Below are 26,336 nucleotides of genomic sequence, written 5' to 3' on the forward strand. Positions count from 1 at the left end.
AGAAAAAAGAGGATGGAAAATAGATTTCAATATCTCTTCTCTTTATTCTATATTCTTTGTTCTATTTTCTACTTTGTAATCGATGAATTAGTTTTAGACTCTTCTGCTTTTATAGCGCTTAATTCTTTTTCAGCTTCAGAAACTACGTCTGGATAAGCTGTGAAATTCTGAATTACATTTTCTAAAATATAAGTCGCCTGATAACTATCTTTTAAACCATAGAAATTTTTCGCCATTAACACTAATCCTTTTGCTCCGAAATATTTAAATGCTGAATAATTTTTTGCTAATTTTTGTACCGCAGCATTTGAAGCCTCGTACTTATTTTCTTTATTTTTAAAGTAAGCATCATAATAAAGTGCTTCGGCAGCCAACTCTCCTTTAGATGTGGTAGCTAACTTTGCATAAGCTGTTTTAGCTTTATCTTCATCACCTGATTTAATCGCCGCCCTTGCTACAATAATTTGCGCATCACTTTTTACGTTTTCATCTGTCTTAGGATTTTGCAATACTTTCTCTGCATAAACAACTGAATTATTATAATCATTTTTATCATAATAACATTTCATCAAGTTTGCTTGTGCAAATGTTTTATTCTGATAAGAATCACCCTCATTTTCTAAACGAGATAAAACAGGAATCGCTTTATCACAATCTTTAGCTTTCAAGAATATCTGAGCCAATCGCAGTAATGATTGTTCAGTATATTCGCTACGAGGTTGCTCAATTACATACTGATAATTAGGAATCGATTTATTTTCTGAACCTTCCGCAGTATATGCTTGTGCCAATTTAAAGTTTGCTTCTAACGCGTGTATTCCTTTTGGAAATTTACTTACATAACCACTCAATCCTACGATAGCTTGTTTATTATTATTTTGCTCAAATTGTTTGATTGCTCCTTCAAAAGTATCATTATCTAAATCAGCATCTGTAACAGCAACAAAGTCTAAAGTACGTACCCAAGTAGCATATTCATCTACTTTTCCATTATCTACATAAATTAATCTAGCTGTAGAAACTGCTTCTAGAGCCTCTGGAGTTCTAGGGAAATCCGCAACTACTTTTTTAAATTTCGCCAAAGCCAATTGATCTCTGTCTGAGTTATAATAAATTAATCCTTCACGTAAAATAGCCTTTGCAGTAAAAGCTCCGTTTTTAAACTCAGTTACCAATTGATCATACATTTTGATTGCCTGTTCTTGTTTTTTTACAGCAACATAAGTATTTGCTAATTCGAACATAGCGTCATCACGATATTCTGATTTTTTGTACATCTGAAGAAATCCATTTAGTTCTTCGATTTTTTTGTCATTTTTATTCATAAAACCGTAACAAATGGCTTTTTGATAATAGGCATAATCTGCATCAACCCCTCTAAAACTCATCACTTTTGTGTAAGCTTCTAAAGCCGAAGAATATTTAGAAGTAACAAATCGACAATCGGCTAATCTTAAATAAGAATCATGTAATCTAGAAGCATCGTCTTTTGAATTGTCAATTTGAGCCTGAAATGAATTGGCTGCATTGTCATATTCTTTTAGTTTAAAATAGGTATAAGCAATATTATAATTCACATTTTTAAACTCCGGTGTTGCTTTGGCAGCTGTCATACCTGCAAATTGCTTATAACTGATTAAAGCATTTTTAAAATCATCATTAAGATACTCCGTTTCTCCTTTCCAAAAAGTAGCGCGAGCTGTAAACTCAGGGCTTTTTTGTTCGTTAAGAGATTTTACAAACATCTTATAAGCGTCTTGATAATTATTATCATTATATAGTTCTAAACCTCTATAAAAAAGCACTTTTTGATATGCCAGTCTATTTTCTGGAGATCTATTTTTTTCTAACAAAGTCAAAGCTTCACTGTAGTTCTTAGATGAGATATAAGAATCTATCAATAATTTCTCTACTTCTGATTTACTCGAATTGTTTGGGTATTTCTTTAAAAAATCAAGTAATACAACTGGCACATTTTGATATGAATTTCCAATCTCATAACTCAGCTTTGCATAATTTAAACTTGCATCTTCTTGAATTGCCTTATCAAAATCCATTTCGGATGCATTCTTAAATGCATTTAAAGCCTGTTGTTTTTTATTTGTATTTAAATAACTCTGACCTAAATGATAATACGCATTTTGAGCTACAAAGTCTTTTCCTTCTATAATTTTATTGAATTGCGAAATCGCATTTTCATAATCTTTTTGTTGGTAGTAAGCGTATCCTAATTGGTAGAAGTCGGTATTACTCCACTTTCCTTTTTTACCATTATATTGTACTAAATACGGAATTGCTTTATCATACATTTTTAAATTAAAATAGCTTTCTCCGATAATTTTATTCAGTTCAGACTTTTCAATTTCATTTGATTTCGGCATTGCCTTTTGCCCCAAATCAATTGCTTTTTGGAAATTTCCTAATTTAAAATTCATATCAGCTTGATAATACGAAAGTTTCTCTTTGTATTTTTCTTCGCCCGAAACTTCATCAAAATATTTGGTTGCTTCTTTATAATCATCGCCTTCATAAGCCATAAATCCTAAATAGTATTTGGCTTGAGAACCATATTCCGGAGAATTCACCACTTTATTAAAATAGGTTGTAGCTTCTTTTTTCTTTTTAGAATTGAAATAGCTATATCCTTTTTGGAAGTTGAATTTATCCAAATCTCTTTTACTCATATAGCTTTCATCTACACGATCAAACCATTGTAATGCTTTTGGATAATTTGCTTTATCAAAAAAATAATGAGCTACTTCTATGTACGCTTGATTTTGTTTGGTGCTTATTGGATAATCCTCTACAAAACGCTCCATAAGTTCATCAGCATTTGGCTGATTTGTTCTAATAGCACAATTAGCAATGTAATAAGCACAATCAGCCTTTACTTCTTCTTTCGTCTCTTTTTCTTTTACTTTTTCAAAAATAACCTGAGCCGACGCGTATTGTTTGTCATTATATAAAGAAACTGCTTTGTCGAAATCCTTTAATTCGTAGGTATAAATAGCCGACTTTTGTGCCGAAACCTTAATCGATAAAAGAAAAACTAGTATAAAAATTAACCGTGAAAGTTTGCGCATTGTATTTATAATTTAATTTTCAAATGTATCATTTTCTACTGGGTATAACGAATTGGTTTTGGTATTTATTATAAACAAAACCACAACTAACATCATTTAACACTCTTATAAAACCCAACATCCACACACTTATTGTCTTAAATAACGTCATATAAAGGACTATTTCCTTAAATGAGGAAATTTTATTTTGAATACAGCAGTTAACTTATTACTTTTACCATTCAAATCAATTTTATCATGTCACAAACCGTACTGTCTCTTAAAGATGTAGCCATTTATCAAGAAGGAAAAAATATTTTATCTCATGTAAATTTAGAAGTAAAACATGGAGAGTTTATTTATATCATCGGAAAAACAGGTTCTGGAAAAAGTAGTTTCATGAAAACTTTATATGGTGATTTACCATTAACTGAAGGTGAAGGTCATATTGTTGATTTTGATTTGGCTACCCTAAAAGAAAATGATATTCCGTATTTGAGACGTAAAATCGGAATCGTATTTCAAGATTTCAAATTGCTTCCGGACAGAACGATCAATGACAATATGCTTTTTGTTCTAAAGGCAACTGGATGGACAGACAAAGAAGGAATGGAACGTAAAATTGATGAAGTTCTTGATAAAGTTGGAATGAAAGATTTTACTCAAAAAATGCCTCATCAACTTTCTGGTGGTGAACAACAACGTGTTGCAATTGCAAGAGCTTTGCTAAATGACCCAGAATTTATACTTGCCGATGAACCTACTGGAAACTTAGATCCACAAACAAGCTCTGAAGTTCTTGAAGTTTTAAGAAACATCAATGCACTTGGAAAAACTATCATTATGGCTACACATGATTATGCGTTATTAATGAAATTCCCTTCGAAAACATTAAAATGTGAAGACGCTAGAATTTTTGAAGTAGTTCAGAGAACAGTGTAATTCACTTTTAAATTATTTCTCAAAAACTAAAATATCTTGAAAATCTATTAGGGCTTTATCCCCCCTTTTAGACCAGTTTCCGTATATTTTATTTTTCACCGTCAGTTTACTTGTCTCAATCATTTGATTAATATAAATTTCATTAAAGGCAATATTAGCAGAAGGAACTTTTTCATTCATCAATCTATAATTTTCTTTATTGAAAGGAAAACTAAATGATCTACGTTCGTTTGAAATTTCAGCTTCAATCTCATTATCATATAGAAAAAAAGTGGAAAGACATTTACCTCCAGGCTTTAGTACTCTATAAATTTCATTAAGGTAATTTTGAACTTCTAATGGTTGCATATGTGTGAAAACAGAAAATAAAAAAACTGTTTCAAAGGAATTATCTTCATAAGGGAACACAAAATTTTCTGCTTTTTGATTTGTCAAACTATACAAATCATTATTTAGCGGAATATGCTGAAAATTGAAATTAGGAAAGTTGCTTGTGATATTATTTTTACACCAATTAATTCCTTTTTTAACTAAATCAAATCCCTCATATTTACTATCAGCTAATAAGTAACTAGTAAGAGGAACTGCTACTCTACCAATTCCACAACCAACATCCAAAACGGAATGATTGGGTTTTAATGCTGCATACTCTTCTAGAAGTCTAAGATGATGCCTACCTTGTTCTACAAAATCTCCTGAACCAATAAAAACATCCCCTTTATTGGGAACCATCTTATTTTTACGACCGCTTATTGAATTAAAAACATCAACGGGTGAATAATATATTTTGCGTACAAGAAGTCTTGATTTTGGGGAAATAAAATAATAAACAGATCTTAAATTCATTTTATAATGTTTTACTCTTTGAACAAAATTGACATCATTTTTATCAATAGAGAGATTCTTATAATAAAAAGTATTTTCTTTACAAATATATTTTAAAAAACGCAATTAATGCTTTCAATTCTAATTCCTGTTTATAATTATAATGTTTCTTCTCTAGTTGAAGCACTACATAAACAATGCTTAGAATCTAAAATAGAATTTGAGATTATTTGTCAGGATGATGGGTCGAATTCTACATTGAACACATACAATGAAAAAATAAATTTACTGAAAAATTGTTTATTTATCTCTTTAGATAAAAATATTGGATTAAGCGCAAACAGAAATCTCCTTGCCTCAAAAGCTAAATACTCTATTTTTCTTTATATAGATGGTGATTCAGTAGTCGTTAATAAAAACTACATCCAAAATTACTTAGATAGTATTAAAAATGCTGACATCATTTATGGAGGTAGAATTCATCCAAAAACAGTTAATTCTCCTAAACAAATATTGCGTTGGAAATATGGAAGAATTATCGAAGACAAAACGGCATCACAGAGAATTACAAATCCATACAAAACAGTATTATTCAATAATACATTAATTAAAAAAGATCACTTTAATCAAATAAAATTCAATTCATACCTAACAAAATATGGTCATGAGGATACCTTGTTTGCTTATGAAGTTAGTAAGTTTAATTTTAGAGTAAAACATATAGATAACGCCATCGAACATGGAGATATCGACGAAAGTTCAGTTTTTATTTTAAAGGTAAAGAATAGTCTCAACAATCTTATACTATTGGATCAACAAAATAAGTTAAGCCCTGATTTTGTAAAAATATTAGGCTTTTATTATTCTTTAAAAAAATACAAACTAGTTTCTTCAGGAAATTTATTTTTTAAAATTTTCAACAAAGTACTTTTTAATCAATTGTGCTCTCAAAATCCTTCTTTATTCTTATTTAACTTATACAGAATCAGTTATATTTGTTCAATAAAAAACTAAATACATGGCTTTTTTTTCTATTGTTGTACCTCTATACAATGCATCTAATCATATAGAAAACACTTTAAAAAGTATTTTCAAACAAACCTTTACCGATTATGAAATTATTATAATTAATGATGGATCAATCGATGATAGTGAAACTAAGGTTATTGACTTAAAAGATTCTCGTATAAGTGTATATTCACAAAAAAACCAAGGCGTATCTGTTGCTAGAAATTTAGGAATAGAAAAATCTAAAGGAAAACTAATTGCTTTTCTTGATGCCGATGACTATTGGTATCCAAATCACCTAGAAACTCTATTTGAGTTATATAATGATATCTCAAATTGCGGTATTTACTGTTCTCGCTATAAAATCAAAACAGTTTCAAAGCAGTTTTTACTTCCAAATCATAACGGAGTTGAAGATTCATTCTCTGGAATAATTAAAGACTATTTTTATTCTAATGCTCCGTTTCGAACAACATGGACTTCTAGTTTAGCAATTTCTAAAGAAATACTATTAAAATTTGGAGGCTTTACTCCCGGAGTTACAAATGGTCAGGATTTAGAACTATGGACTAAGATTGGCATCTATCAATCTGTAGCGATAAGTAATAAGATTACAGCTATTTATAATTATGACACTCCAAAAAGCTTGTCGAAAAAGAATATTAATACGATGAAATTAATGGATTTTGAGCAGTTTAAAATTGCTGAGAGTCAAAACTCATCTCTTAAAAAATTCTTAGATTTATACAGAATTGAATATGGTTTGCGTTATTATATATTTGGAGATACCGAAAAAATGAATTTTTATTTAAAAGATGTTGACCAACAAAACATTAATTTAAAGATTCGATTTTTATTAAACCTCCCTCCTTTTTCTTTACGAATTCTTTTTAAAGCAAAAAATCATTTAAAAAAAATCAACCTATACTTTTCTATTTATCAATAGAATAATTAATAAACCCCTCAAAATCTCTTATGTAATCAGCTTCAATATAAACCTCTGAAGCCACAACCAAACAAACAGAACCAGAAGAAAAATTCTGTAACTCTCTCCAAATCCCAGGATTAATTAATAATCCTTCAAACGGCTTATTCAAAGTAATAATCTTCGACTCTTTTCCATCATTTAAAACGACATCAAAACTTCCACTCAATGCTACTAAAAATTGTTGCAAATTTTTATGAGCATGCCCTCCTCTTTCCGCTCCACTTGGAACATCATACAGGTAATAAACTCTTTTAATATCAAAAGGAATAGTATCGTTTTCTATTACCGAGAGATTCCCTCTTCTTTCTTCTATTTTAGGAATAGATATAATTTTTACATTCATTATACTAATATATATCAATTCCCATTAAATCTTGCCATTGCTTTCCTATTTTTTCGATTGAAAAACTTTCTATACTTCTTAAGGAATTATTCTTACACTGATTATACAAAACATGATCTTCAACAAATAAATTCATTGCATTGGTAAGTTTATCAAAATTCTGATTTTCAACCAACAACCCATTTTTTTTGTCCATAATAATTTCATTAGGACCTGAAGTACAATCAAATGAAACAACAGGTGTTTCGCATGCTAATGATTCAATCAGAACCATAGGAAATCCTTCATATTTGCTACACAATACCAAGAATAATGCATTTTTAAAATAGTTATAAGGATTACTTTTAAATCCTAAAAAATGAACCTTATCAGCAACACCCCTTGTAATAGCAGAATCCTTATAAAAATCTTCAAGTTCACCATTACCGAGTAATACAAGAGAAATATTTTTTTTTGGCAAAATAGAATTCGAATAAGCAATAATTAATCTATCAAATTGTTTTACGTTTTGAGAATCAAATCTTCCTGCAGCAATTATGTAAACAGATTCTAAATCTATCTGCTCTAAAGACTTAACATTAATCTCCTCTATATCAACTGGATTATTAATAGTAACAACATTTTCAATATTAAACTTAGCCACTATTAAGCTCTTTATTTCTTGTGAGACACAAACTAAAGCATATTTTTTATTACAAATTAATTTAGTTAATAAATGAGAGCTTGGCAGATAGGTTTCTAATCGCGAACTGTGGACTGTGTAAATTGTATTTAAATTATAAATCCACTTGGATAATATTAATTCTTGAATGGGTTTAACACGATATCTAAAATCAACAACATAATCAAACTTATTTTGAATGATATAATTTCTAAAAAATAAAAACAATTTTAGTTTTCCTAATATGCCTTTACTATCTACCTTCATTTTTCCAATATTAACCAATTTTCCCGAATAGGGATAAGTTAAGGAATCATCAAAAAGGATATTGTGAATGTCAATATTTTTTTTCCCAAAATAAATAGACAATGAAGACATGACTTTTTCTAGTCCTCCATCGCTTAAACGATAACCAACTAATGCAATCTTGTATTTCTTATTTTGTTTTATCATCCACTAATACTATTTTAGTAGCTAAATATAACGTTTTATAACAAGTCATGCAAAATCTTCCATTAGTTACAATCATTTGTTTATGTTATAATCATGAGCAGTTTGTGGCTGAATCATTAAACTCAGCATTAAATCAAAACTATCAAAATATTGAACTCATTATTGTAGACGACTATAGTACTGACAATTCAAAAATCAAGATCCAGAGTTGGCTAATAAACTATCCCCAAGTCAAATTCATTTCAAACGAAACCAATTTAGGAAACACCAGAACTTTTAATAAGGCTTTACAATTTGCAAAAGGAGATTACATAATTGATTTGGCTACTGACGATGTTTTAATGCCTGATTGTGTTGAGAAACAAATAAACACTTTTTTGAATTCTAAGCAAAAAAAACTAGGCATTGTTTATGGAAATGCAGAATTAATTTCAGAAAAAAATATTCACATTCGCTATTATTATGAAATTAATTCCGAAAGAAAAACACTAAAAAGCCCAGCATCAGGAGACATTTACTTAGCTATACTAAGTCAGAGCAGTATGATTTGTTCAGTTTCATCAATGGTAAAACGAGAAGTTTTAGAACAATTAAATGGCTATAATGAAAGTCTAGCTTATGAAGATTTAGATTTATGGATTCGCACATCAAGATTATATAATTTTGAGTTTATAGATGATGTTTTAGTTCAAAAAAGAGAATTAGAAAATTCACTAGGATCTCAATTTTATAAAAAAAATAATTCTAGAACAAGAGAAATCAATTACTCTACTTACCTTATTATCAAAAAGGCGATATCCTTAAATCAAACTAAAGAAGAAAACAAAGCATTATTAAAACGACTTCATTACGAAATGGTTAAAGCCTACAAAACGCATGACACTTTGCTATTTATCAAATACATACCAATAGAATTAAAATTAAGATTCTCATAAATTATGATATTATACTAAACATAAGTACTCAAATCAGATTATACTATTAACTCAGAAATCTGAATAATTCTATTTAGAAACTATAAAAAATTACGTATTGAAAATCTATGTAATCATGTTTTTATTTAATTATTTTCTTCTATAGCGATACAGTCTATATCAAGTAACAAACAAAGTATAAGCCTATTATAACCAACTAAACAAAAAAATTACTTCAGAAGATTTTCTCCATATTCAAGGTTATAATTTATGGAATTTCCACAAAACTAAACTTCATCTTACAATACTGTCTTTTTCCAAAACTTTAAAAACAATACCTTAATCTCTATTAGTTCATCCAATTTTAATAACCCACAAATAAATACATAAATCACTACTCCTAGTATGACCCCAAAGATAAGTTGCAAAATTAAATTATTTACAAAACAAGACATTGTAAACACTATAATAGCCATCCCTATTGTCGCAAGAAAGAAAGGTAACATATCCTTCAATTGTTTAATAAAACCATAACTATAAAACTTTCCTGGTAAATATGTATTAATACCAAATGCTATTGCTGATGTAACAACATGACCAATTACAATTGCTTTTACTCCTAATGGAATTGTGATTATTATTGCTAATATAGTCAGAGGTAATTTGAATAAATCAACTTTTAAGAATAAATCTGAGCGACCAACTGCATTTAATAAATTCATATTAAGAGCGCTCATTGGAAAAAAAATACGTGCAAAAACCATCCATTGTAAAAGTGGAACCAAAGAAATCCATTTCTCTGTAAGTAATAATATAACAATAGGCTTTGCTAATAAAGCAATAAGAGTCATTAGCGGAATAATCAAAAAAGCTGACATTCGAATTATTCTACTATAAATAGAAACTAGTTTTTCTTTATCATGTTTGACGTTTGCAAGAATTGGAAAAGTAGCTTGTTGCAAAACACTTACAATTGTACCAGCTGATATATCCGCAAAACTCTTAGCTCTCGTGTAATATCCTAAAGTGGTAGTTGGATAAAATTTCCCTAAACAAATATTATATACATTATTTAATACTTGAGCATACAAACCAGCTATCAGTAATTTTGAACCATAATCAAATAATGATTTAAATGATTTTTTTGAAAAAACGATAGAAGGATGCCAATTACTTAAAAGCCATAAGGATAATGACGAAGTAAAAGATCCAATAAGCATTTGAACAACCAATGACCAAACTCCATACCCATTCTTAGCAGCTATTATTCCACATACGCCTCCAGCAATCAATGCAATTACATTACTTTTTGCAATAGATTTAAAATTAATAGCAATTGTTAATTTAGTTCGTTGAACTATTCCAAAAGCATTTAACAATAAACTTAAGCCCAAGACTCTTGTTAAATTAGTTAGTTGAGGTTGCTCAAAAAAAGAAGAAATATAAGGTGCAGAAAAAAATAAAGTCAAATAAAAAAAGGCACTTACAGCAAGATTAAAAACGAATAGAGTAGAAAAATCAATCTCTGATCTATCTTGCCGCTGAATCAAGCCCACTCCTAATCCACTTTCAATAAAAGTCTGTGACAGAGCGATAAAAATTGCCAAAATTCCTATTAATCCAAAATCTTCTGGTAACAGGATTCGAGCAAGTACTATACCCACAACAAATTGCCCAATTTGAATGGAAAATTTATCAATAGCTGACCAAAAAAAACCTTTAATTGCAATTGATTTTAGAGAAGTATCTTGCATCTATAATATTCTTTAAAGTCGTACATCTATAACTTGTCCTGTATAGCTGGACAATAAAGTTTGAATACATTTCAAAGCAACAATTTCAGGTTTTAATAAAGTGTTCTCTGGTTCGTTTCCAAAATTCTTCAACCGCATTAATGTTTGTGTCCTTTCTGGATTCATACAATTTACTTTAATACCTAACGTTTCCCACTCTTGTGAAATTGCTTGTGTAAAATTAACTGTAGCTGCTTTACTAGAAGAATAAATACTATAAAATGCTCTACCTCTAGTATACGAACTTGAAGTAAAGAACAAAAGGTGTCCTTTTGTCCTTTTTAAATAATGTAATGAGGCAAGAGCAACATTCACCATTCCAAAATAATTCGTATTTATTGATTCTACAATGTTTTGATAACTCATAGTCTCCAATGGCTCTTTATGTAATATACCAGCAGTATTGATAATAAAATCTATTTTATGCTCTTTTTGAAATACTTCTTCTAAAGCACTCTTAACAGCCTCCATATTGGAAACATCTACATTATTTTCGCTACGGGAAAAACTATAAACACGAATTCCATTCAACTTCCCTATCTCTACAATACTTTTTCCTATTCCATAAGCACCTCCAAAAACCACCATAACCCTATCTAATAAAGAATCTTTAGATAGCACTATATTTTGAATTTCAACTGAGCGTAATTGAAATAGTTTATCCAGTAAATAAGTATCTTCAGGATAAGTCAACTTCATATTAACCTCTTCCCCATTTACTACATAAATATTTTCATTTGGCAAATACTTCTTAACTACTCCACAATCATCAGTTGCTTTAAAATTTTCATCCTGAAGAGCCAATTCATAAGCTTTTGCAATAACTTCTTGTCTAAACCCTTGAGGAGTTTGTCCCCTACGCATTTTTATCCGTTCTGGAATAGCTGTTATGATATCGTTTTCAACTTCAATAATTGTATCTGAAGAATTAATAGCCACATCTACAGCCTTATAATAACTCAATGCTTTTACAACATCATTGATAATTCTTTGACTTACCAAAGGTCGGGCAGCATCATGAAAAATTAAATTAGCATCTTTTAACTCATGATAAGCATTAACCGCTGCAAGACTAGAATCATATCGCTCTTTACCTCCAATTAAAATTCGTTTAACTTTTTTCCATTCATTTTTAATAACCATATCCTCTACCATAAATAAGTAATGATTATTAATAACAATTGCTATCTCATTAATTGATTCATTTTTTTCGAACGCATCAACAGTATGTTCTAAAACCGTCTTTCCTGCAACTTTAAAAAATTGCTTGGGCATAGATTTCTCCAACCTAATCCCTACTCCTCCTGCTAAAATGACAGCTATATTCATCTATTGTTTTATAAATAAAATTTAAAATTACCTTAATAAATTTATTTGAAAATTTGAGTTTCTAAATAATCCATTATGTTTTGAGATGCGGTTAAATTATTCTTCAGTATTAAATTATTTTGAACAAAATTATTACGTTTATCTTTCATCCAATCATTTCCATTCAATACAACATTTTCTATAAAATCTACTAATTGACTTTTATTTCTAGATTGATAATGTGCGGCTACTGCTTTTAATCCAAAATTACTCCATTCCTTCATAACAAACTCATTTCTAACCATAAAAAGAGATGGTTTACCAGTAATAAGATATTCAGCCATAAATGAACCACAATCGTGAATCAGAGCATCTGACGTTAAAAAAAGATCTACATATTCACCATTTTCAAACTGACGATTTTCTAAGTTTTCCCATTTATTATAATATATATCCGCTTTTTCCTTACCCCAATTTAAATCTTTCTCAAGCTTACCCCTTAATAATGGATGTGGCTTAAATGCAATTTGTAATCTATCCTTATATCTATCAGCCAATTCTAAAAACAAATCATAATATTCTAAAAAATTAGATACTTTATTCAATTCATTCATCGAATGATGTGGAGCCCATATAATCTTTTTAAGTGTAGAATTTTTATTCTTCCAAACATTATTAGGAGATTTAGTAATCATAAGTTGATCGAATCCTGGATAGCCCGTTACAATATTATTCTTCCCCTTGTTTATTTGCTTTTGAATTGCAATTTTTCTATGAATAGGAGTTTCTGAAAAAATTTTCCAAACAAGGTTATGAAAATTTAAATTATAAAAAACATCATAATTAGTTGTCATAATAGCGTAAGGAACATAACAAGTTAATGTTCTTGAAAATTGCTTTACATAGTACCTATAATCCTGTAAGCTTACATATGGATTTGTAAAAAAAATAATATCTGGAGAAAAAGTTTTTTTTACATCTAGATATTCTTTAGTAACATTATTATAAGTTTTAAAAACATTATATCCCTTCTTTTTAAATGTATCAAATGATTTATCCATTTCAAACAGCATATTTTCCATTCCAAAATTTACAGCTGGACAAACAAATATCACAGGTTCAAATCTAGAATGCTGCAACATTAAATTAAATAGTAAATCATATTTCCACACAGTTTCATGAATTAAAAAAAAAGCTACTTTTACTTTTTCTTTCCTCCTAACAATTTCAAGAGCTTTTTTGTGTTTTTCAGGAGCTTTCATGATTAAATACGAATCATATAATGCTCTAGAATTTGTAAAATTATAAATCTTAATAAGTGAAATCCATATACTCTCTGGTACGTACTTCTTAATAATTAATTTTAATTCTGCCATTCTTTTCAAAATTAAGATTAATATTCATTAATAATTTCAATCACAAAACTCACTTCTTCATCCGTCAAAACAGGACTTATTGGCAAACTCAAAACCTCATTATGAATCTTCTCCGTTATAGGAAAAGATAAATTATTCCATTGTGGAAATGCTTTTTGCTTGTGCGGAGGAACAGGATAATGAATCATAGTCTCAATCCCTTTTTCTAACAAATAAGCTTGTAAATCATCTCTATTTTCTGTTCGAACAACAAACAAATGGAACACATGATTTGAATAGTCCTCCCCTTTCGATGAAACAGTAGGTAGTATTATTTTATCATTTTTTATTTCAGTCAAATATCTTTTTCCAATGGTTCTTCGGTGCCCATTTTCTGCATTCAAGTTTGGCAATTTCACATTCAAGAACGCTGCTTGTAATTCATCTAACCTTGAATTTACACCCACAAACTCATTATAATACTTTACTTCTGATCCATAATTACGAAGCGAAAATAGAACTTTAGTCAAAGCTAAATCATTCGTTACAATTGCTCCACCATCTCCTAAAGCACCTAAATTTTTTCCCGGATAAAAACTATAAGCCTGTGCATTGTTATTCTCCTTTTTTGACTTACTGTTTTCTGTAAAAAAAGCACCATGGGATTGTGCTGCGTCTTCAACAACTAAAAGATTATTTCGGTATGCAATTTCATTTATAACATCTATTTCAGCTAATTGTCCGTATAAGTGAACTGCTAAAATCGCTTTGGTTTTTGAAGTTATTTTTTCCTGAATTAAATCAGGATCGATAGTGTAGGTTTCTAATCTTGGTTCAACCAAAACCGGAACTAAATCGGCTTGCATAACAGCAAGAATACTGGCTATATAGGTATTTGCTTGAACAATTACTTCATCTCCTTTTTGAAGTTTCCCTAACTGAATGTACCCTTTAAAAATTAATACTAAAGCATCTAATCCATTTCCTACTCCTATACAATATTTTGCACCGCAATAAGTTGCAAAAGAAGCTTCAAATGCTTTGACTTCTTTTCCCAAAATATACCAACCACCATCCAAAACCGATTTCATTTTTTCCTGAAAAGCAGTTTCGTAAGGAGCATTTATTTTCTTTAAATCTAAAAAAGAAATCATAGCGATATTTTATAAAAATCCTGATTATAAACGGAACATCCTAACTCTTCTTTTTGTTTTAAAAGTCCAACGTTATATCCTTTTTCATTAGCATCCCCAACAATCCCCATATCAAAAAAAAGCTTTCCTTCTTCTTTATATTTCTGTATCAAGTTTATAAATAAAAAGTCTAATGCTCTTAACTCTTCTCCTTTTTTTGTTGTCGCACCATATTGTGATTTTACAACCGTATCCGTTTCAAAAACAGTTATTCCAGCAATAATTTCACCTTCATAGTAAGCTGAAAATTGTTTTATGTTGTTAGAAAAATGTTGCTTTAACAAAACAATTTCTTGAGAATTATGCACTGGTTTGGCGTTATGTTTATTTAGCAATCTAGGTTCAAGAACCAACTCCCAAAACGATGTGAAATTATTCTCTTCTATTACGTCCAAATCCATTTCTTGAATCCTTCTAAAATGCTTTAATTTACTTTTTGAAATATGTAATGGAACTGACAAATTTATTGCCAAATTCATTTCTTTTCTTTCTAACAAAGCACCTCTTTTAAAAAGAAAAAATTCTACTTCGCTATTTCCTTCTGGAAAATAAAAAACAGGAGCTGGTTTGTAATGAAAATTTTTTATTCCAACCTCTTTAAAAAAAGAAAGGAGATTTTCTAAGATTAATTCAACTTCTGTCCCCTTTAATTTATTTGAATAAACCAAACCGCCGTAAGTCAATCCCTGATGTGAATACACCACGTCAATAACTCTATTTGCGGGTAAAACAGAAACTAATTTTTCATTTTCATAAACTAATAAAGAAAAATCTTCTAATCGGTCTTTATGATATTCCATAAAATCACGATGAAACAAAAAAGTAGCATTCTTAGCTTGACCAATAAAGTCATTCCATTTTGTGTAATCTGCTTCCTGATATAATTTTACGGTGTAGTTTTTCACAATTTAATATTAGAATTCATTTATCGTTTATGCTCTAATGCTGGTAAATACCATTTATATTTTACTGCCAATAATCGAACTGAAATTATAACAACACAGGTTATCACATATAAAATATCGTCATTTAAATTCCATTCTTTTAAAATAAAAAAGACAATCCCTCCTAGAATACAAATTGTAGCATAAATTTCTCTTCTAAAAATTACAGGAATTTCATTACACAAAATATCACGAGTAACTCCTCCAAAACAAGCTGTCATGGTACCTAATGCGATGCAAATTATAGGATGCAAACCCGTAATTATTCCTCTTTCAAGTCCTATTAATGTAAAAACACCAAGGCCAATAGTATCAAATAAAAATAATGAAGTTCTTAGTTTATCGAATTTTTTCCTGAAGATAACCGATAAAACAAACCCCAAAATAATAACATAAACATACTTCAAATCTAGCATCCATCCCACTGGTGTTCTGCCAATTAAAACATCACGCACCGTTCCTCCACCTACTGCAGTAACAAAGGCAATTATAAAAACCCCAAACGGATCCAATCGTTTATTCATTGCAGTCAACGCACCTGACATTGCAAACGCCATTGTCCCAATGATATCTAATAAACTAAACATTTATATGTTTTTAAAATGAAAATAAAATCTATAATTCTGACAAAAATAAAGAAATACTCTTTATAAACTGATGCTAACTACAATTAATAAATTTAGTCGTTTTCTAAAAAACAGTATTAAATTTAAAATTTAAAAAATCTTATTACCTTAGCCACTTACAAACTCAGCACCTTATTCCCTTGAAACAAATTACTTCAATACAAAACCCATTCATAAAATCATTAGTGTTATTGCAAGAAAAAGCAAAAGCACGGAAACAAACCGGAACGTTTTTAATTGAAGGGAAACGTGAAATTTCATTAGCAATAAAAGGGGAATACGAAATAGAAACAATTTTATTTTTACCCGAATTAATTACTGAAAGTGAAATCAATCAATTAGCTGGCAAACAAATTAATCTAATCGAGATTAACAAAGAAGTATTTCAAAAACTAGCCTATCGTGATACAACTGAAGGTGTTTTAGCTATAGCCAAAACCAAATCATTGCAATTATCAGATTTAAAACTATCTGACAATCCACTAATTCTGGTAGCAGAAGCACCAGAGAAGCCAGGAAACATTGGAGCACTATTGCGTACTGCCGATGCAGCCAATTTAACTGCAGTAATAATTGCCAATCCTAAAAGTGATTTATACAATCCAAATATAGTTCGCTCAAGTGTAGGTTGCTTATTTACTACCCAAATAGCGACAGGTACAACAAGCGAAATTATTGCTTTTTTGAAAGAAAATAAAATTGATTTCTACTGCGCTACACTTCAGAACTCTACTTCCTATCACACACAAGACTTTACTACTCCAACTGCTTTAGTTGTAGGTACTGAAGCCACGGGATTAACACAGGAATGGAGGGATGCCGCAACTCAAAATATTATCATTCCAATGGAAGGCGAAATAGACAGTATGAATGTTTCGGTTGCAGCAGCAATTTTAATTTTTGAAGCAAAAAGACAACGAGGTTTCAATAAATTATAAACCAAAGAGTCATTAAATTGCTTTGGTTTTAAACAATAAATATCATTTACATATGAATTATAAGTTATCGCTTTTAGCACTTTTTTTGAGTTTTTCGGTTGCAGCACAAATCACCAATAAAGAAGTTGATGCCTTAGTAGAAAACACTTTAAAAACATTTAATGTCCCTGGAATTGCAGTTGCAATTATTAAAGATGGAAAGATCGTTCAAGCTCAAGGCTATGGGGTGAAATCTATTTTAACAAAAGAGAAAGTAGATGCAAATACCTTATTCGGAATTGCCTCTAACAGTAAGGCTTTTACAAGTACTGCTTTGGCAATGCTTGTTGATGAAGGCAAAATAAAATGGGATGATAAGGTGATAAAATATCTTCCAAATTTTAAAATGTATAACGAATACGTAACACAAGAATTTACGATTCGTGATTTATTAACTCACCGTAGCGGATTAGGTCTTGGCGCTGGAGATTTAATGATTTGGCCTGATGGAAGTGATTTTACAGTACAAGATATTACTCAAAATTTACAATATTTAAAACCTGTTTCGGGGTTTAGAACTAAATACGACTATGATAATTTATTATACATTGTTGCTGGTGAAATTGTTCATGTTGTAAGCGGAAAAAACTGGGGCGATTTTATCGAAGAACGCATCATGAATCCATTAGAAATGAATCATAGCGCCGCTTCATTTTTGCGCTTAAAAGACTCAACAAATATTATAGTTCCTCACGTTCCTATAGACGGAAAGCTAAAGGTAATTAAGAGATATCAAAACCAACTTTTTGATGCAGCTGCTGGAATTTATTCAAGTGTTAACGACTTGAGCAAATGGGCTATAATGCAAATGAATAATGGAAAATATGGCCCTGAAAAAAAACAATTATTTTCAGAAAAAGAACATGATGAAATGTGGCAACTACAAACCATAATTCCAGTAAAACCAAGAGCTCCATATAATACTCATTTTAGCGGCTATGGTTTAGGATGGTTTTTAAGCGATGTAAAAGGAAACAAACAAGTTAGTCATACTGGTGGTTTAGAAGGAATTGTTACTCAGGTAACTTTAATTCCTGAAATACAATTAGGTATTATTGTTCTAACAAATCAGCAATCTGGCGCAGCATTTACAGCTATTACCAATACTATAAAAGACAGCTATTTAGGAATTAAACCTGAAGATTATGTTACTTTATACAGCAATCGTATGAAAGCCAATGTAGAAACTGCAGATAAAGTAACTGATGAAGTTTGGGCCGTTGTTGCAAAAAACAAAAAAGACAAAGTAAAAACTGATTTCAGCAAAATTACTGGAACCTACAAAGACAATTGGTTTGGAGACATAACTATTACTGAGAAAAAAGGAAAAGTATATTTTGCATCAAAACGTTCTCCTCAATTAGTTGGAGAAATATTCTTTTATAAAGATGGAAATTATGTAGTAAAATGGGACAATGCGTATTTTCATGCCGATGCTCATTTGTTCTTTAAATACGATTCGAATGGAAATGCTATAACTTTAAAAATGGAACCAATCTCTGAATTAACCGATTTTAGTTACGATTTTCAAGACTTAGATTTTACTAAAAAGTAGTTTCTTTTTTTTAGTTTTCTGTCGTGGCATTCAGTTTTCGGTCTCAGTTTGCAGTCCCAGTTTTCGGTCTCAGTTTTCGGTCTCAGTTTGCAGTTTGTCGCCAATCGTGAACGCAGATTTGTAATCCGTACCTACAATTTATATGTATTCAGCATAAATTTTCAGTCTCAGTTTTTTGTCGCCAATCGTGAACGCAGATTTGTAATCCGTACCCACAATTTATATGTATTCAGCATAAATTTTCAGTCTCAGTTTGCAGTTTGTCGCCAATCGTGAACGCAGATTTGTAATCCGTACCCACAATTTATATGTCGTCAGCATAAATTTTCAGTCTCAGTTTTTTGTCGCCAATCGTGAGCGCGGATTTATAATCCGTGCCCACAATCTATATGTAGTCAGCATAAATTTTCAGTTTGTCGCCAATCGTGAACGCGTATTTATAATCCGTGCCCACAATTTATATGTCGTCAGCATAAATTTTCAGTCTCAGTTTAAAGTTTTTAGTCGTTGCGTCATCCTGAGCGTAGTCGAAGAACAGTCTCAGTATTCAGTTTGCAGTCTCAGTTTACAGTTTGCAGTTTGCAGTTTGTCGCCAATCGCGAGCGCCGATTTGCAATACGTGCCCACAATTTATATGTCGTCGGCATAAATTTTCAGTCTCAGTTTAAAGTTTTTAGTCGTTGTGTCATCCTGAGCGTAGTCGAAGGTTAATTCAATTATTCAGTTTCAGTATTCAATTTAAAATTGATCACTGGGACTGTTTTTTTTACTTAAATTTCATACTAAAAACAGAGACTCAAAACTAGGACCGAAAACTAGGACCGAAAACTGAGACTGAATACTGAGACTGAATACTGAGACTGTAAACTGCCACTGAAAACCGGGAACTTTTCTATACAAAAATCAAAAATCAGCTATCAAAAACCTTGTGTATATTGAAACTTATTCTTATTTTTAGGGAATTGAACCAGGTGTACATATGACAGAGATAGATATCGAAAAAGAGAATAAAGCGATCGCGCAGGAATACAAAGAATTACTTCGAATTAGTTACCAAACTTTAAGTCCTACGGACAAAAAACTAATCCGAAAAGCATTTGATGTTGCTGTTGATGCGCATAAAGAACAACGACGAAAATCAGGTGAAGCTTATATCTTCCACCCTATTGCTGTTGCAAAAATTGTAGCTTCCGAAATTGGATTGGGAGCCACCTCAATTGCTGCTGCCTTATTGCATGATGTTGTTGAAGATACGCCTTTGACTGTTCAGGATATTGAACGTTTATTTAATCCTAAAGTAGCACAGCTTGTTGAGGGATTAACTAAAATATCGATGGTTCAAAGAGACTTAAATGCATCGATGCAAGCGGAAAATTTCCGCAAAATGATTCTTACCTTAAATGATGATGTTCGTGTAATTTTAATAAAATTAGCCGACCGTTTGCATAATATGCAAACAATGGATTCTATGGCTGAATACAAACAAACCAAAATTGCATCTGAAACTTTATACATTTATGCTCCTCTTGCTCACCGCTTAGGATTATATAACATTAAAACCAAACTGGAAGATTTAGGATTAAAATATACTGAACCAGAGGTCTACAACGACATCGTAAGTAAGATTCGAGAAACTAAAGAAGAGCAAGATGCGTATATCAAAGATATTTCGGATGTCTTAAAAAAATCTTTGGACGAAGAAGGGGTTGAATATATAATAAAAGGGCGACCGAAATCTATTTATTCAATCCGAAGAAAAATGCGTGCTCAAAACGTAAGTTTTGACGAAGTTTATGACAAGTTCGCTATTCGAATTGTATACAAATCCAATCCACATGATGAAAAGTTTCTGGCTTGGAAAATATATTCTATCGTTACCGATCATTACAGACCGAGTCCTAGTCGTTTACGTGACTGGATTTCGTCACCAAAATCTACTGGTTACGAGGCTCTACACATAACTGTAATGGGACCTAAAGGCCGCTGGATCGAAGTACAAGTTCGTAGTGAGCGTATGGATGAAATTGCCGAGAAAGGATATGCAGCACATTACAAATATAAAAACGGAGCTACTGAAGAAAGCGGTCTTGATGTTTGGTTGAACCTACTTCGAGAGGCTTTAGAAAACTCAGAAACAAATGCAGTAGATTTTGTAGAAGATTTTAAAATGAATTTATATTCAAAAGAAATCTTTGTATTTACCCCAAAAGGAGAGATAAAATCTCTTCCTAAAGGAGCTACTTCATTAGATTTTGCTTTTAGCATTCACTCCGAAATAGGAATAAAAACTCGAGGAACACGTGTAAACGGGCGATTAGTACCACTTAACTACGAATTAAAAAGTGGAGATCAGGTTGAAGTAATCACTTCTCAAAACCAAAAGCCAACTATAAACTGGTTGGATTATGTAACCACATCTCGAGCGAAAACCAAAATTAAAAACGTTTTAAACGAAAATACCAAAAAGATTGCCGAGGAAGGAAAAGAATTACTTACTCGTAAACTAAAACACTTAAAAATAACTATTAACGAACAAGTTATAAACGAGTTGGTTAATTTCTTTAAACTAAAAACGAGTTTAGACTTATTCTACAGAGTTGGAATTGGCGCAATCGAAAATCAGCAATTAAAAGACTATGCCGCTCAAAAGAGCAATACGTTTATTAATTTCTTCAAAAACAAAATAAAACGCAACAACAGTAGTACTACAGCCGATACAGATATTCATAAACCTGTAATTAGCAGTAATTATGATATGTTGGTTTTTGGAACAGAACACGATAAACTTGATTACAAATTGTCGCCATGTTGCAACCCAATTCCAGGTGATGAAGTTTTTGGGTTTGTAACAATAAATGAAGGGATAAAAGTTCACAAAAAAGACTGTCCTAATGCTATTGGCATGCAATCAAACTATGCTTATAGAATTATGACTGCCAAATGGATTGACTCTTCACAAGAGGAATTCAAAGCTGTTATAAATATTACTGGTATGGATGTTTTAGGTTTAACCAATCAACTGACCAAAGTAATTTCTAACAACATGAACGTAAACATTCAGAGTATTTCATTAAGTACTGATGCAGGAATTTTTCATGGACAGATCGCAGTAATTGTTCGAAACAATTCCATACTTAAGAAAATGATTAACAATATCAAAAAAATTGATGGTGTTGAGAAAGTAACTAGAGAATACAGAACGTAAGTACCTGAAATTTTACGATTAAACATTTGAAAGTGAAACTTTAAACAGGAAACTTTTATTCATTTAAAATAATAAATTATCTTTGCAGGATATGACACTCATTTCAACTGACAACAACAAAAATCAAGAAATTGTAAAAAATGTTTTTACATTATATCTTGAACAAAAAGGCCATCGTAAAACTCCTGAGCGTTATGCTATACTTCAGGAAATATATGATAGCGAAGAACATTTTGATATTGAAAACTTGTATATCAAAATGAAAAATAAAAACTATCGTGTGAGTAGAGCTACTCTATACAATACGATAGAATTATTACTAGATTGCGCTTTAGTTCGTAAACACCAATTTGGGCAAAATCAAGCTTATTACGAGAAATCGTATTTTGATAAACAACACGATCACATCATTATGACTGATTCAGGTGAAGTAATCGAATTTTGCGATCCTAGAATCCAGACCATAAAAAAAACAATCGAAGAAATATTTGATATCGAAATCACGAATCATTCATTGTATTTTTACGGAAACAAAAAACAAAAATAGACAATCAATAAAAAAATTGTCTCGAAAATATTTAAACAAAATAGACATAACTAATTAATCTGAGCAGGTGGTAAAACCCACCTCGACAATTAAAATTAAAAACAGAATGACCGTAGATTTATTACTAGGATTACAATGGGGAGATGAAGGTAAAGGAAAAATTGTAGACGTTCTTACCTCGAATTATGACATTATTGCTCGTTTTCAAGGTGGACCAAATGCAGGACACACTTTAGAATTCGACGGAATAAAACATGTTTTAAGAACAATTCCATCAGGAATTTTTCATGAAAAATCTATTAACATTATCGGTAATGGAGTTGTAATTGATCCAGTTGTTTTTCAAAAAGAAATTGAAGGTTTAGAAAAATTTAATCTAGACATCAAAAGTAAATTAATTATATCTAGAAAAGCACATTTAATTTTACCAACACACCGCTTACTTGACGCAGCTTCTGAAGCTTCAAAAGGAAAAGCAAAAATTGGTTCTACATTAAAAGGTATTGGTCCAACTTACATGGACAAAACTGGTAGAAACGGTTTACGTGTGGGTGACATTGAATTAGAAGATTTCAAAGAACGTTACAGAGCACTAGCAGACAAACATGAAGCAATGATTGCTTTTTACGATGTTGCTATCCAATATAACTTAGCAGAACTTGAAAAAGAATTTTTTGAAGCTATCGAAGAATTAAAAAAATTAGATTTCATTGACAGTGAAGAATACATGCACCAAGCTCAAAAAGCAGGTAAATCTATTTTATGTGAAGGTGCTCAGGGATCTTTACTAGATGTAGACTTTGGAACATATCCATTTGTAACTTCATCTAACACTACTGCAGCTGGAGCTTGTACTGGCTTAGGTATTGCACCAAACAAAATCAAAGAAGTTTACGGAATTTTCAAAGCATATGTAACTCGTGTAGGTAGTGGTCCTTTCCCTACTGAACTTTTTGACGAAGTTGGAGCTACTATGGCAAAAATCGGAAACGAATTTGGTTCTGTTACAGGAAGACAAAGACGTTGCGGATGGTTAGACTTAGTTGCATTAAAATATGCTATTCAAGTAAATGGTGTTACACAATTAATGATGATGAAAGGGGATGTTCTTTCAGGATTTGAAACTTTAAAAGTATGTACTGAATACAACTATAAAGGACAAAACATTTCTCACTTCCCTTATAACATCGAACCAGAAAATGTAACTCCTGTTTACAAAGAGTTCAAAGGATGGCAAGCTGACTTAACTGGAATGACTACTTATGACGAGCTACCAGCTGAATTAAAAGAATACATCGAATTTATCGAGAAAGAAGTTGAAGTACCTATCAAAATTGTTTCTGTAGGTCCAGACAGAAAACAAACGATACTTAAATAAAAACATTAAACGCTCTGAAATTCAGAGCGTTTTTTTTTCCAAAAAAGAACTACACATGAGTAACCCAAAAATAAAAATAACCGAAACTAAGTTATTATCCGACAATTGGTATACATTAAACAAAGTAACTTTTGATTACCTAGATGATAACGGAGAATCAAATACCCAATCACGAGAAGTATACGATCGAGGAAATGGAGCAGCTATTTTACTTTATAATTCTAAAAAGAAAACTGTTGTCCTTACCAAACAATTTCGCATGCCTACTTACCTTAACGGAAATGATTCTGGAATGATGATTGAAGTTTGCGCCGGCTTATTAGACAAAGACAATCCTAAAGAATGTATAATCCGAGAAACCGAAGAAGAAACTGGATATCGCTTGAAAAACGTAAATAAAGTTATCGAAACCTATATGTCTCCAGGGGCTGTAACTGAAATTTTGTATTTATTTACTGGAGAATATGACGAGAGCATGAAAGTAAGCGAAGGTGGCGGCCTCGACATAGAAAATGAAAATATCGAAGTATTAGAAATGACTTTTGACGAAGCTTACGCAATGATCGCTAATGGCGAAATAAAAGACGCTAAAACCATTTTATTATTGCAACATGCTAAGATAAAAGGATTACTGTAAGCTATTTTTTATTATTTTAGATTTGAATTAATTTTTACATAATGTTCAAATCTAAAATAATACTTTTTCTTTTCTTTCCTCTTCTTGTTCTTTCTCAAAATGAGAAATTATCGGTAAAAGAATTAAAACAAGATTTAACCACTTTTAAAGAAATTAGAGATAAAGCTAATTCTGGAGTTTACAAATACAGAACCAAAAAGCAAATTGACAGTATCCATACTTGGGCTTTTAAACAAATAACAGAACCCAGAGAGCTACTTGATTTTTATAAAATAATTCTAAAAATCACTGATTTCGAAGGCAGTACACACAACGACACAACTCTGCCAGAGGAGTTTCAATCTAATTATTTTTTAGGAGATGTTTTTTTTCCATATCCGATAAAGCTCATCGAAAACAAAATAATTGTCAATATTAAAAACCCAGAAATTCCTTTAGGCTCTAAAATATTCAGCATTAACGGAATTAATAGCGATAAGATACTATCTGATTTTTACAAATACTACACCACCGATGGCTATAACATTACAGGTAAATCAATAGGAATTACAGCCTCGTTTGCTAAGTACCTCCTATTAGAATATGGAATGAAAAAAGATTTTTTAGTTGAATACTCTCAACCCAATGAAACGCAAAAATTAAATAAATCTATATCAGGTGTCAACAACGAAGCTAGAAAAGAAAACTTTAAAAACCGTCACTCTTTACCAATTGATAGCCTACAATTCAAATCAGTTAAAAAAGACAAATACTCTTTCAAAGTAATCAACCCAAATACAGCTTTACTCACTATACATACTTTTTTGATTGGCCAAAATGCTAAAGCCAAAGAACATTTAGTTTATAAAAAATACCTAGATAGTTGCTTCCAATTTCTTTCTAAACACTTAGACATAAAAAACTTAATTATAGACGTAAGAAACAATGGTGGAGGAACGGACCCTAACGACATCTTAACTTTCTCATATCTTACACAAAAACCATATCGAGAAAACACCTCGGCTTATATCAATTTTCAAAAAATTCCATTACCAAATTATTTTGTTTACGAGGAAACTGGATATAAAGAACGAATGGAAGAAAAAAATGATCTCGAAACAGAATTAAAAGAAGAATTTCCTAAACTGAAAAATAGAGTATATTCTCAAGATAAAAAATTTAACCCTATATTACAACCAAATCAAAAAAGCTTTAAGGGACAAATCTATTTACTTATAAGCCCAAGAATAGCCTCTGCAGGCTCTTTATTTGCTTCATTAGTAGCAGGAAAAACAAATGCTATCATTATTGGCGAAGAAACTATGGGCGGGTATTTTGGACACAATGGCCACACTCCTATTGAGTACGAATTGCCAAATTCTAAATTAAAAACCAAATTTTCTATTGTAAATCTAGAACAGGATGTTCCTAAAAAAAACAATCAGATTTTTGGAAGAGGTATAATTCCTGATTATGAAATTAAACAGACTTTTGATGATTTCATGCAAAATAAAGACACTCAATTTATTTATACATTAAAACTTATTGAGCAAAATAAAACGGAATAAAAAAGAGATACAAAAAAATAAACGAATCCTAATCAATCAAATATATTATACAATACTACTCACGAAGAAATAACA

At 30.8% G+C, this 26,336-nt stretch carries 21 protein-coding genes; 11 read left to right on the forward strand and 10 right to left on the reverse strand.

Annotation, left to right across the window (positions count from 1 at the left end; genetic code table 11):
- Positions 1-68 precede the first annotated feature (68 nt).
- Positions 69-3,083 (reverse strand): tetratricopeptide repeat protein, encoded by a 3,015-nt coding sequence (locus QWY99_RS13845; protein ID WP_290266084.1) that lies wholly within the window; start codon positions 3,081-3,083, stop codon positions 69-71.
- 237 nt (positions 3,084-3,320) lie between these two features.
- Between QWY99_RS13845 and QWY99_RS13850 the strand changes: the two genes are divergently transcribed.
- On the forward strand, positions 3,321-4,004 hold the full coding sequence (locus QWY99_RS13850; protein ID WP_290266085.1) for a cell division ATP-binding protein FtsE: 684 nt from the start codon (positions 3,321-3,323) through the stop codon (positions 4,002-4,004).
- 12 nt (positions 4,005-4,016) lie between these two features.
- Here the strand turns inward: QWY99_RS13850 and QWY99_RS13855 are convergent, their stop codons facing one another.
- Positions 4,017-4,850, reverse strand: a complete 834-nt coding sequence (locus tag QWY99_RS13855) for a class I SAM-dependent methyltransferase (RefSeq protein ID WP_290266086.1) — start codon at positions 4,848-4,850, stop codon at positions 4,017-4,019.
- A 108-nt stretch (positions 4,851-4,958) separates the two neighbouring features.
- Between QWY99_RS13855 and QWY99_RS13860 the strand changes: the two genes are divergently transcribed.
- Positions 4,959-5,843 (forward strand): glycosyltransferase family 2 protein, encoded by an 885-nt coding sequence (locus QWY99_RS13860; protein WP_290266087.1) that lies wholly within the window; start codon positions 4,959-4,961, stop codon positions 5,841-5,843.
- Between the two features lie 4 nt (positions 5,844-5,847).
- On the forward strand, positions 5,848-6,783 hold the full coding sequence (locus QWY99_RS13865) for a glycosyltransferase family 2 protein (protein ID WP_290266088.1): 936 nt from the start codon (positions 5,848-5,850) through the stop codon (positions 6,781-6,783).
- Here the strand turns inward: QWY99_RS13865 and QWY99_RS13870 are convergent.
- Positions 6,770-7,168: a sugar 3,4-ketoisomerase gene (locus tag QWY99_RS13870; protein WP_290266089.1), complete on the reverse strand. Its 399-nt coding sequence runs from the start codon at positions 7,166-7,168 to the stop codon at positions 6,770-6,772. The genes QWY99_RS13865 and QWY99_RS13870 overlap by 14 nt on opposite strands.
- A gap of 4 nt (positions 7,169-7,172) precedes the next feature.
- Positions 7,173-8,282, reverse strand: coding sequence for a glycosyltransferase (locus QWY99_RS13875; protein ID WP_290266090.1), 1,110 nt, complete (start codon positions 8,280-8,282; stop codon positions 7,173-7,175).
- 47 nt (positions 8,283-8,329) lie between these two features.
- On the opposite strand from QWY99_RS13875, the gene QWY99_RS13880 reads away from it, so the two are divergent.
- On the forward strand, positions 8,330-9,217 hold the full coding sequence (locus tag QWY99_RS13880) for a glycosyltransferase family 2 protein (RefSeq protein ID WP_290266091.1): 888 nt from the start codon (positions 8,330-8,332) through the stop codon (positions 9,215-9,217).
- A 278-nt stretch (positions 9,218-9,495) separates the two neighbouring features.
- Here QWY99_RS13880 and QWY99_RS13885 read toward each other — a convergent pair whose 3' ends face one another.
- Genes QWY99_RS13885 through QWY99_RS13910 form a run of 6 tightly spaced genes read right to left on the reverse strand, consistent with a single transcriptional unit; the run spans position 9,496 to position 16,376 of the window.
- On the reverse strand, positions 9,496-10,950 hold the full coding sequence (locus tag QWY99_RS13885) for a lipopolysaccharide biosynthesis protein (RefSeq protein WP_290266093.1): 1,455 nt from the start codon (positions 10,948-10,950) through the stop codon (positions 9,496-9,498).
- A gap of 12 nt (positions 10,951-10,962) precedes the next feature.
- A complete protein-coding gene (locus QWY99_RS13890; RefSeq protein WP_290266094.1) occupies positions 10,963-12,318 on the reverse strand; it encodes a bifunctional cytidylyltransferase/SDR family oxidoreductase in 1,356 nt (451 codons plus the stop codon).
- Between the two features lie 41 nt (positions 12,319-12,359).
- The gene (locus tag QWY99_RS13895; protein WP_290266095.1) at positions 12,360-13,673 is read right to left on the reverse strand and encodes a CDP-glycerol glycerophosphotransferase family protein; all 1,314 of its coding nucleotides are present in this window, start codon (positions 13,671-13,673) and stop codon (positions 12,360-12,362) included.
- A 17-nt stretch (positions 13,674-13,690) separates the two neighbouring features.
- Positions 13,691-14,806, reverse strand: a complete 1,116-nt coding sequence (locus QWY99_RS13900; protein ID WP_290266096.1) for a DegT/DnrJ/EryC1/StrS family aminotransferase — start codon at positions 14,804-14,806, stop codon at positions 13,691-13,693.
- A complete protein-coding gene (locus tag QWY99_RS13905; RefSeq protein ID WP_290266097.1) occupies positions 14,803-15,750 on the reverse strand; it encodes a GNAT family N-acetyltransferase in 948 nt (315 codons plus the stop codon). Before QWY99_RS13905 ends, QWY99_RS13900 begins: the two co-directional genes overlap by 4 nt.
- 20 nt (positions 15,751-15,770) lie before the next feature.
- Positions 15,771-16,376 carry a trimeric intracellular cation channel family protein gene (locus QWY99_RS13910; protein WP_290266098.1) on the reverse strand — a complete coding sequence of 202 codons (606 nt, stop codon included), beginning with the start codon at positions 16,374-16,376 and terminating at the stop codon, positions 15,771-15,773.
- Between the two features lie 179 nt (positions 16,377-16,555).
- On the opposite strand from QWY99_RS13910, the gene QWY99_RS13915 reads away from it, so the two are divergent.
- From QWY99_RS13915 to QWY99_RS13945, 7 genes are all read left to right on the forward strand, one after another.
- A complete protein-coding gene (locus QWY99_RS13915) occupies positions 16,556-17,353 on the forward strand; it encodes a TrmH family RNA methyltransferase (protein WP_290266099.1) in 798 nt (265 codons plus the stop codon).
- Between the two features lie 52 nt (positions 17,354-17,405).
- The gene (locus QWY99_RS13920) at positions 17,406-18,947 is read left to right on the forward strand and encodes a serine hydrolase (RefSeq protein ID WP_290266100.1); all 1,542 of its coding nucleotides are present in this window, start codon (positions 17,406-17,408) and stop codon (positions 18,945-18,947) included.
- Between the two features lie 979 nt (positions 18,948-19,926).
- A complete protein-coding gene (locus QWY99_RS13925) occupies positions 19,927-22,152 on the forward strand; it encodes a RelA/SpoT family protein (RefSeq protein WP_290266101.1) in 2,226 nt (741 codons plus the stop codon).
- A gap of 91 nt (positions 22,153-22,243) precedes the next feature.
- Positions 22,244-22,699, forward strand: a complete 456-nt coding sequence (locus QWY99_RS13930; protein WP_035618963.1) for a Fur family transcriptional regulator — start codon at positions 22,244-22,246, stop codon at positions 22,697-22,699.
- Positions 22,700-22,805: 106 nt separating this feature from the next.
- The gene (locus tag QWY99_RS13935) at positions 22,806-24,077 is read left to right on the forward strand and encodes an adenylosuccinate synthase (RefSeq protein ID WP_290266105.1); all 1,272 of its coding nucleotides are present in this window, start codon (positions 22,806-22,808) and stop codon (positions 24,075-24,077) included.
- Between the two features lie 55 nt (positions 24,078-24,132).
- On the forward strand, positions 24,133-24,714 hold the full coding sequence (gene nudK / locus QWY99_RS13940; RefSeq protein WP_290266106.1) for a GDP-mannose pyrophosphatase NudK: 582 nt from the start codon (positions 24,133-24,135) through the stop codon (positions 24,712-24,714).
- 41 nt (positions 24,715-24,755) lie between these two features.
- Positions 24,756-26,261, forward strand: a complete 1,506-nt coding sequence (locus QWY99_RS13945; RefSeq protein ID WP_290266107.1) for a S41 family peptidase — start codon at positions 24,756-24,758, stop codon at positions 26,259-26,261.
- The last annotated feature ends 75 nt before the right edge of the window (positions 26,262-26,336 follow it).

It is taken from the genome of Flavobacterium branchiarum (assembly GCF_030409845.1).
In the GTDB taxonomy this organism is placed as follows: domain Bacteria; phylum Bacteroidota; class Bacteroidia; order Flavobacteriales; family Flavobacteriaceae; genus Flavobacterium; species Flavobacterium branchiarum.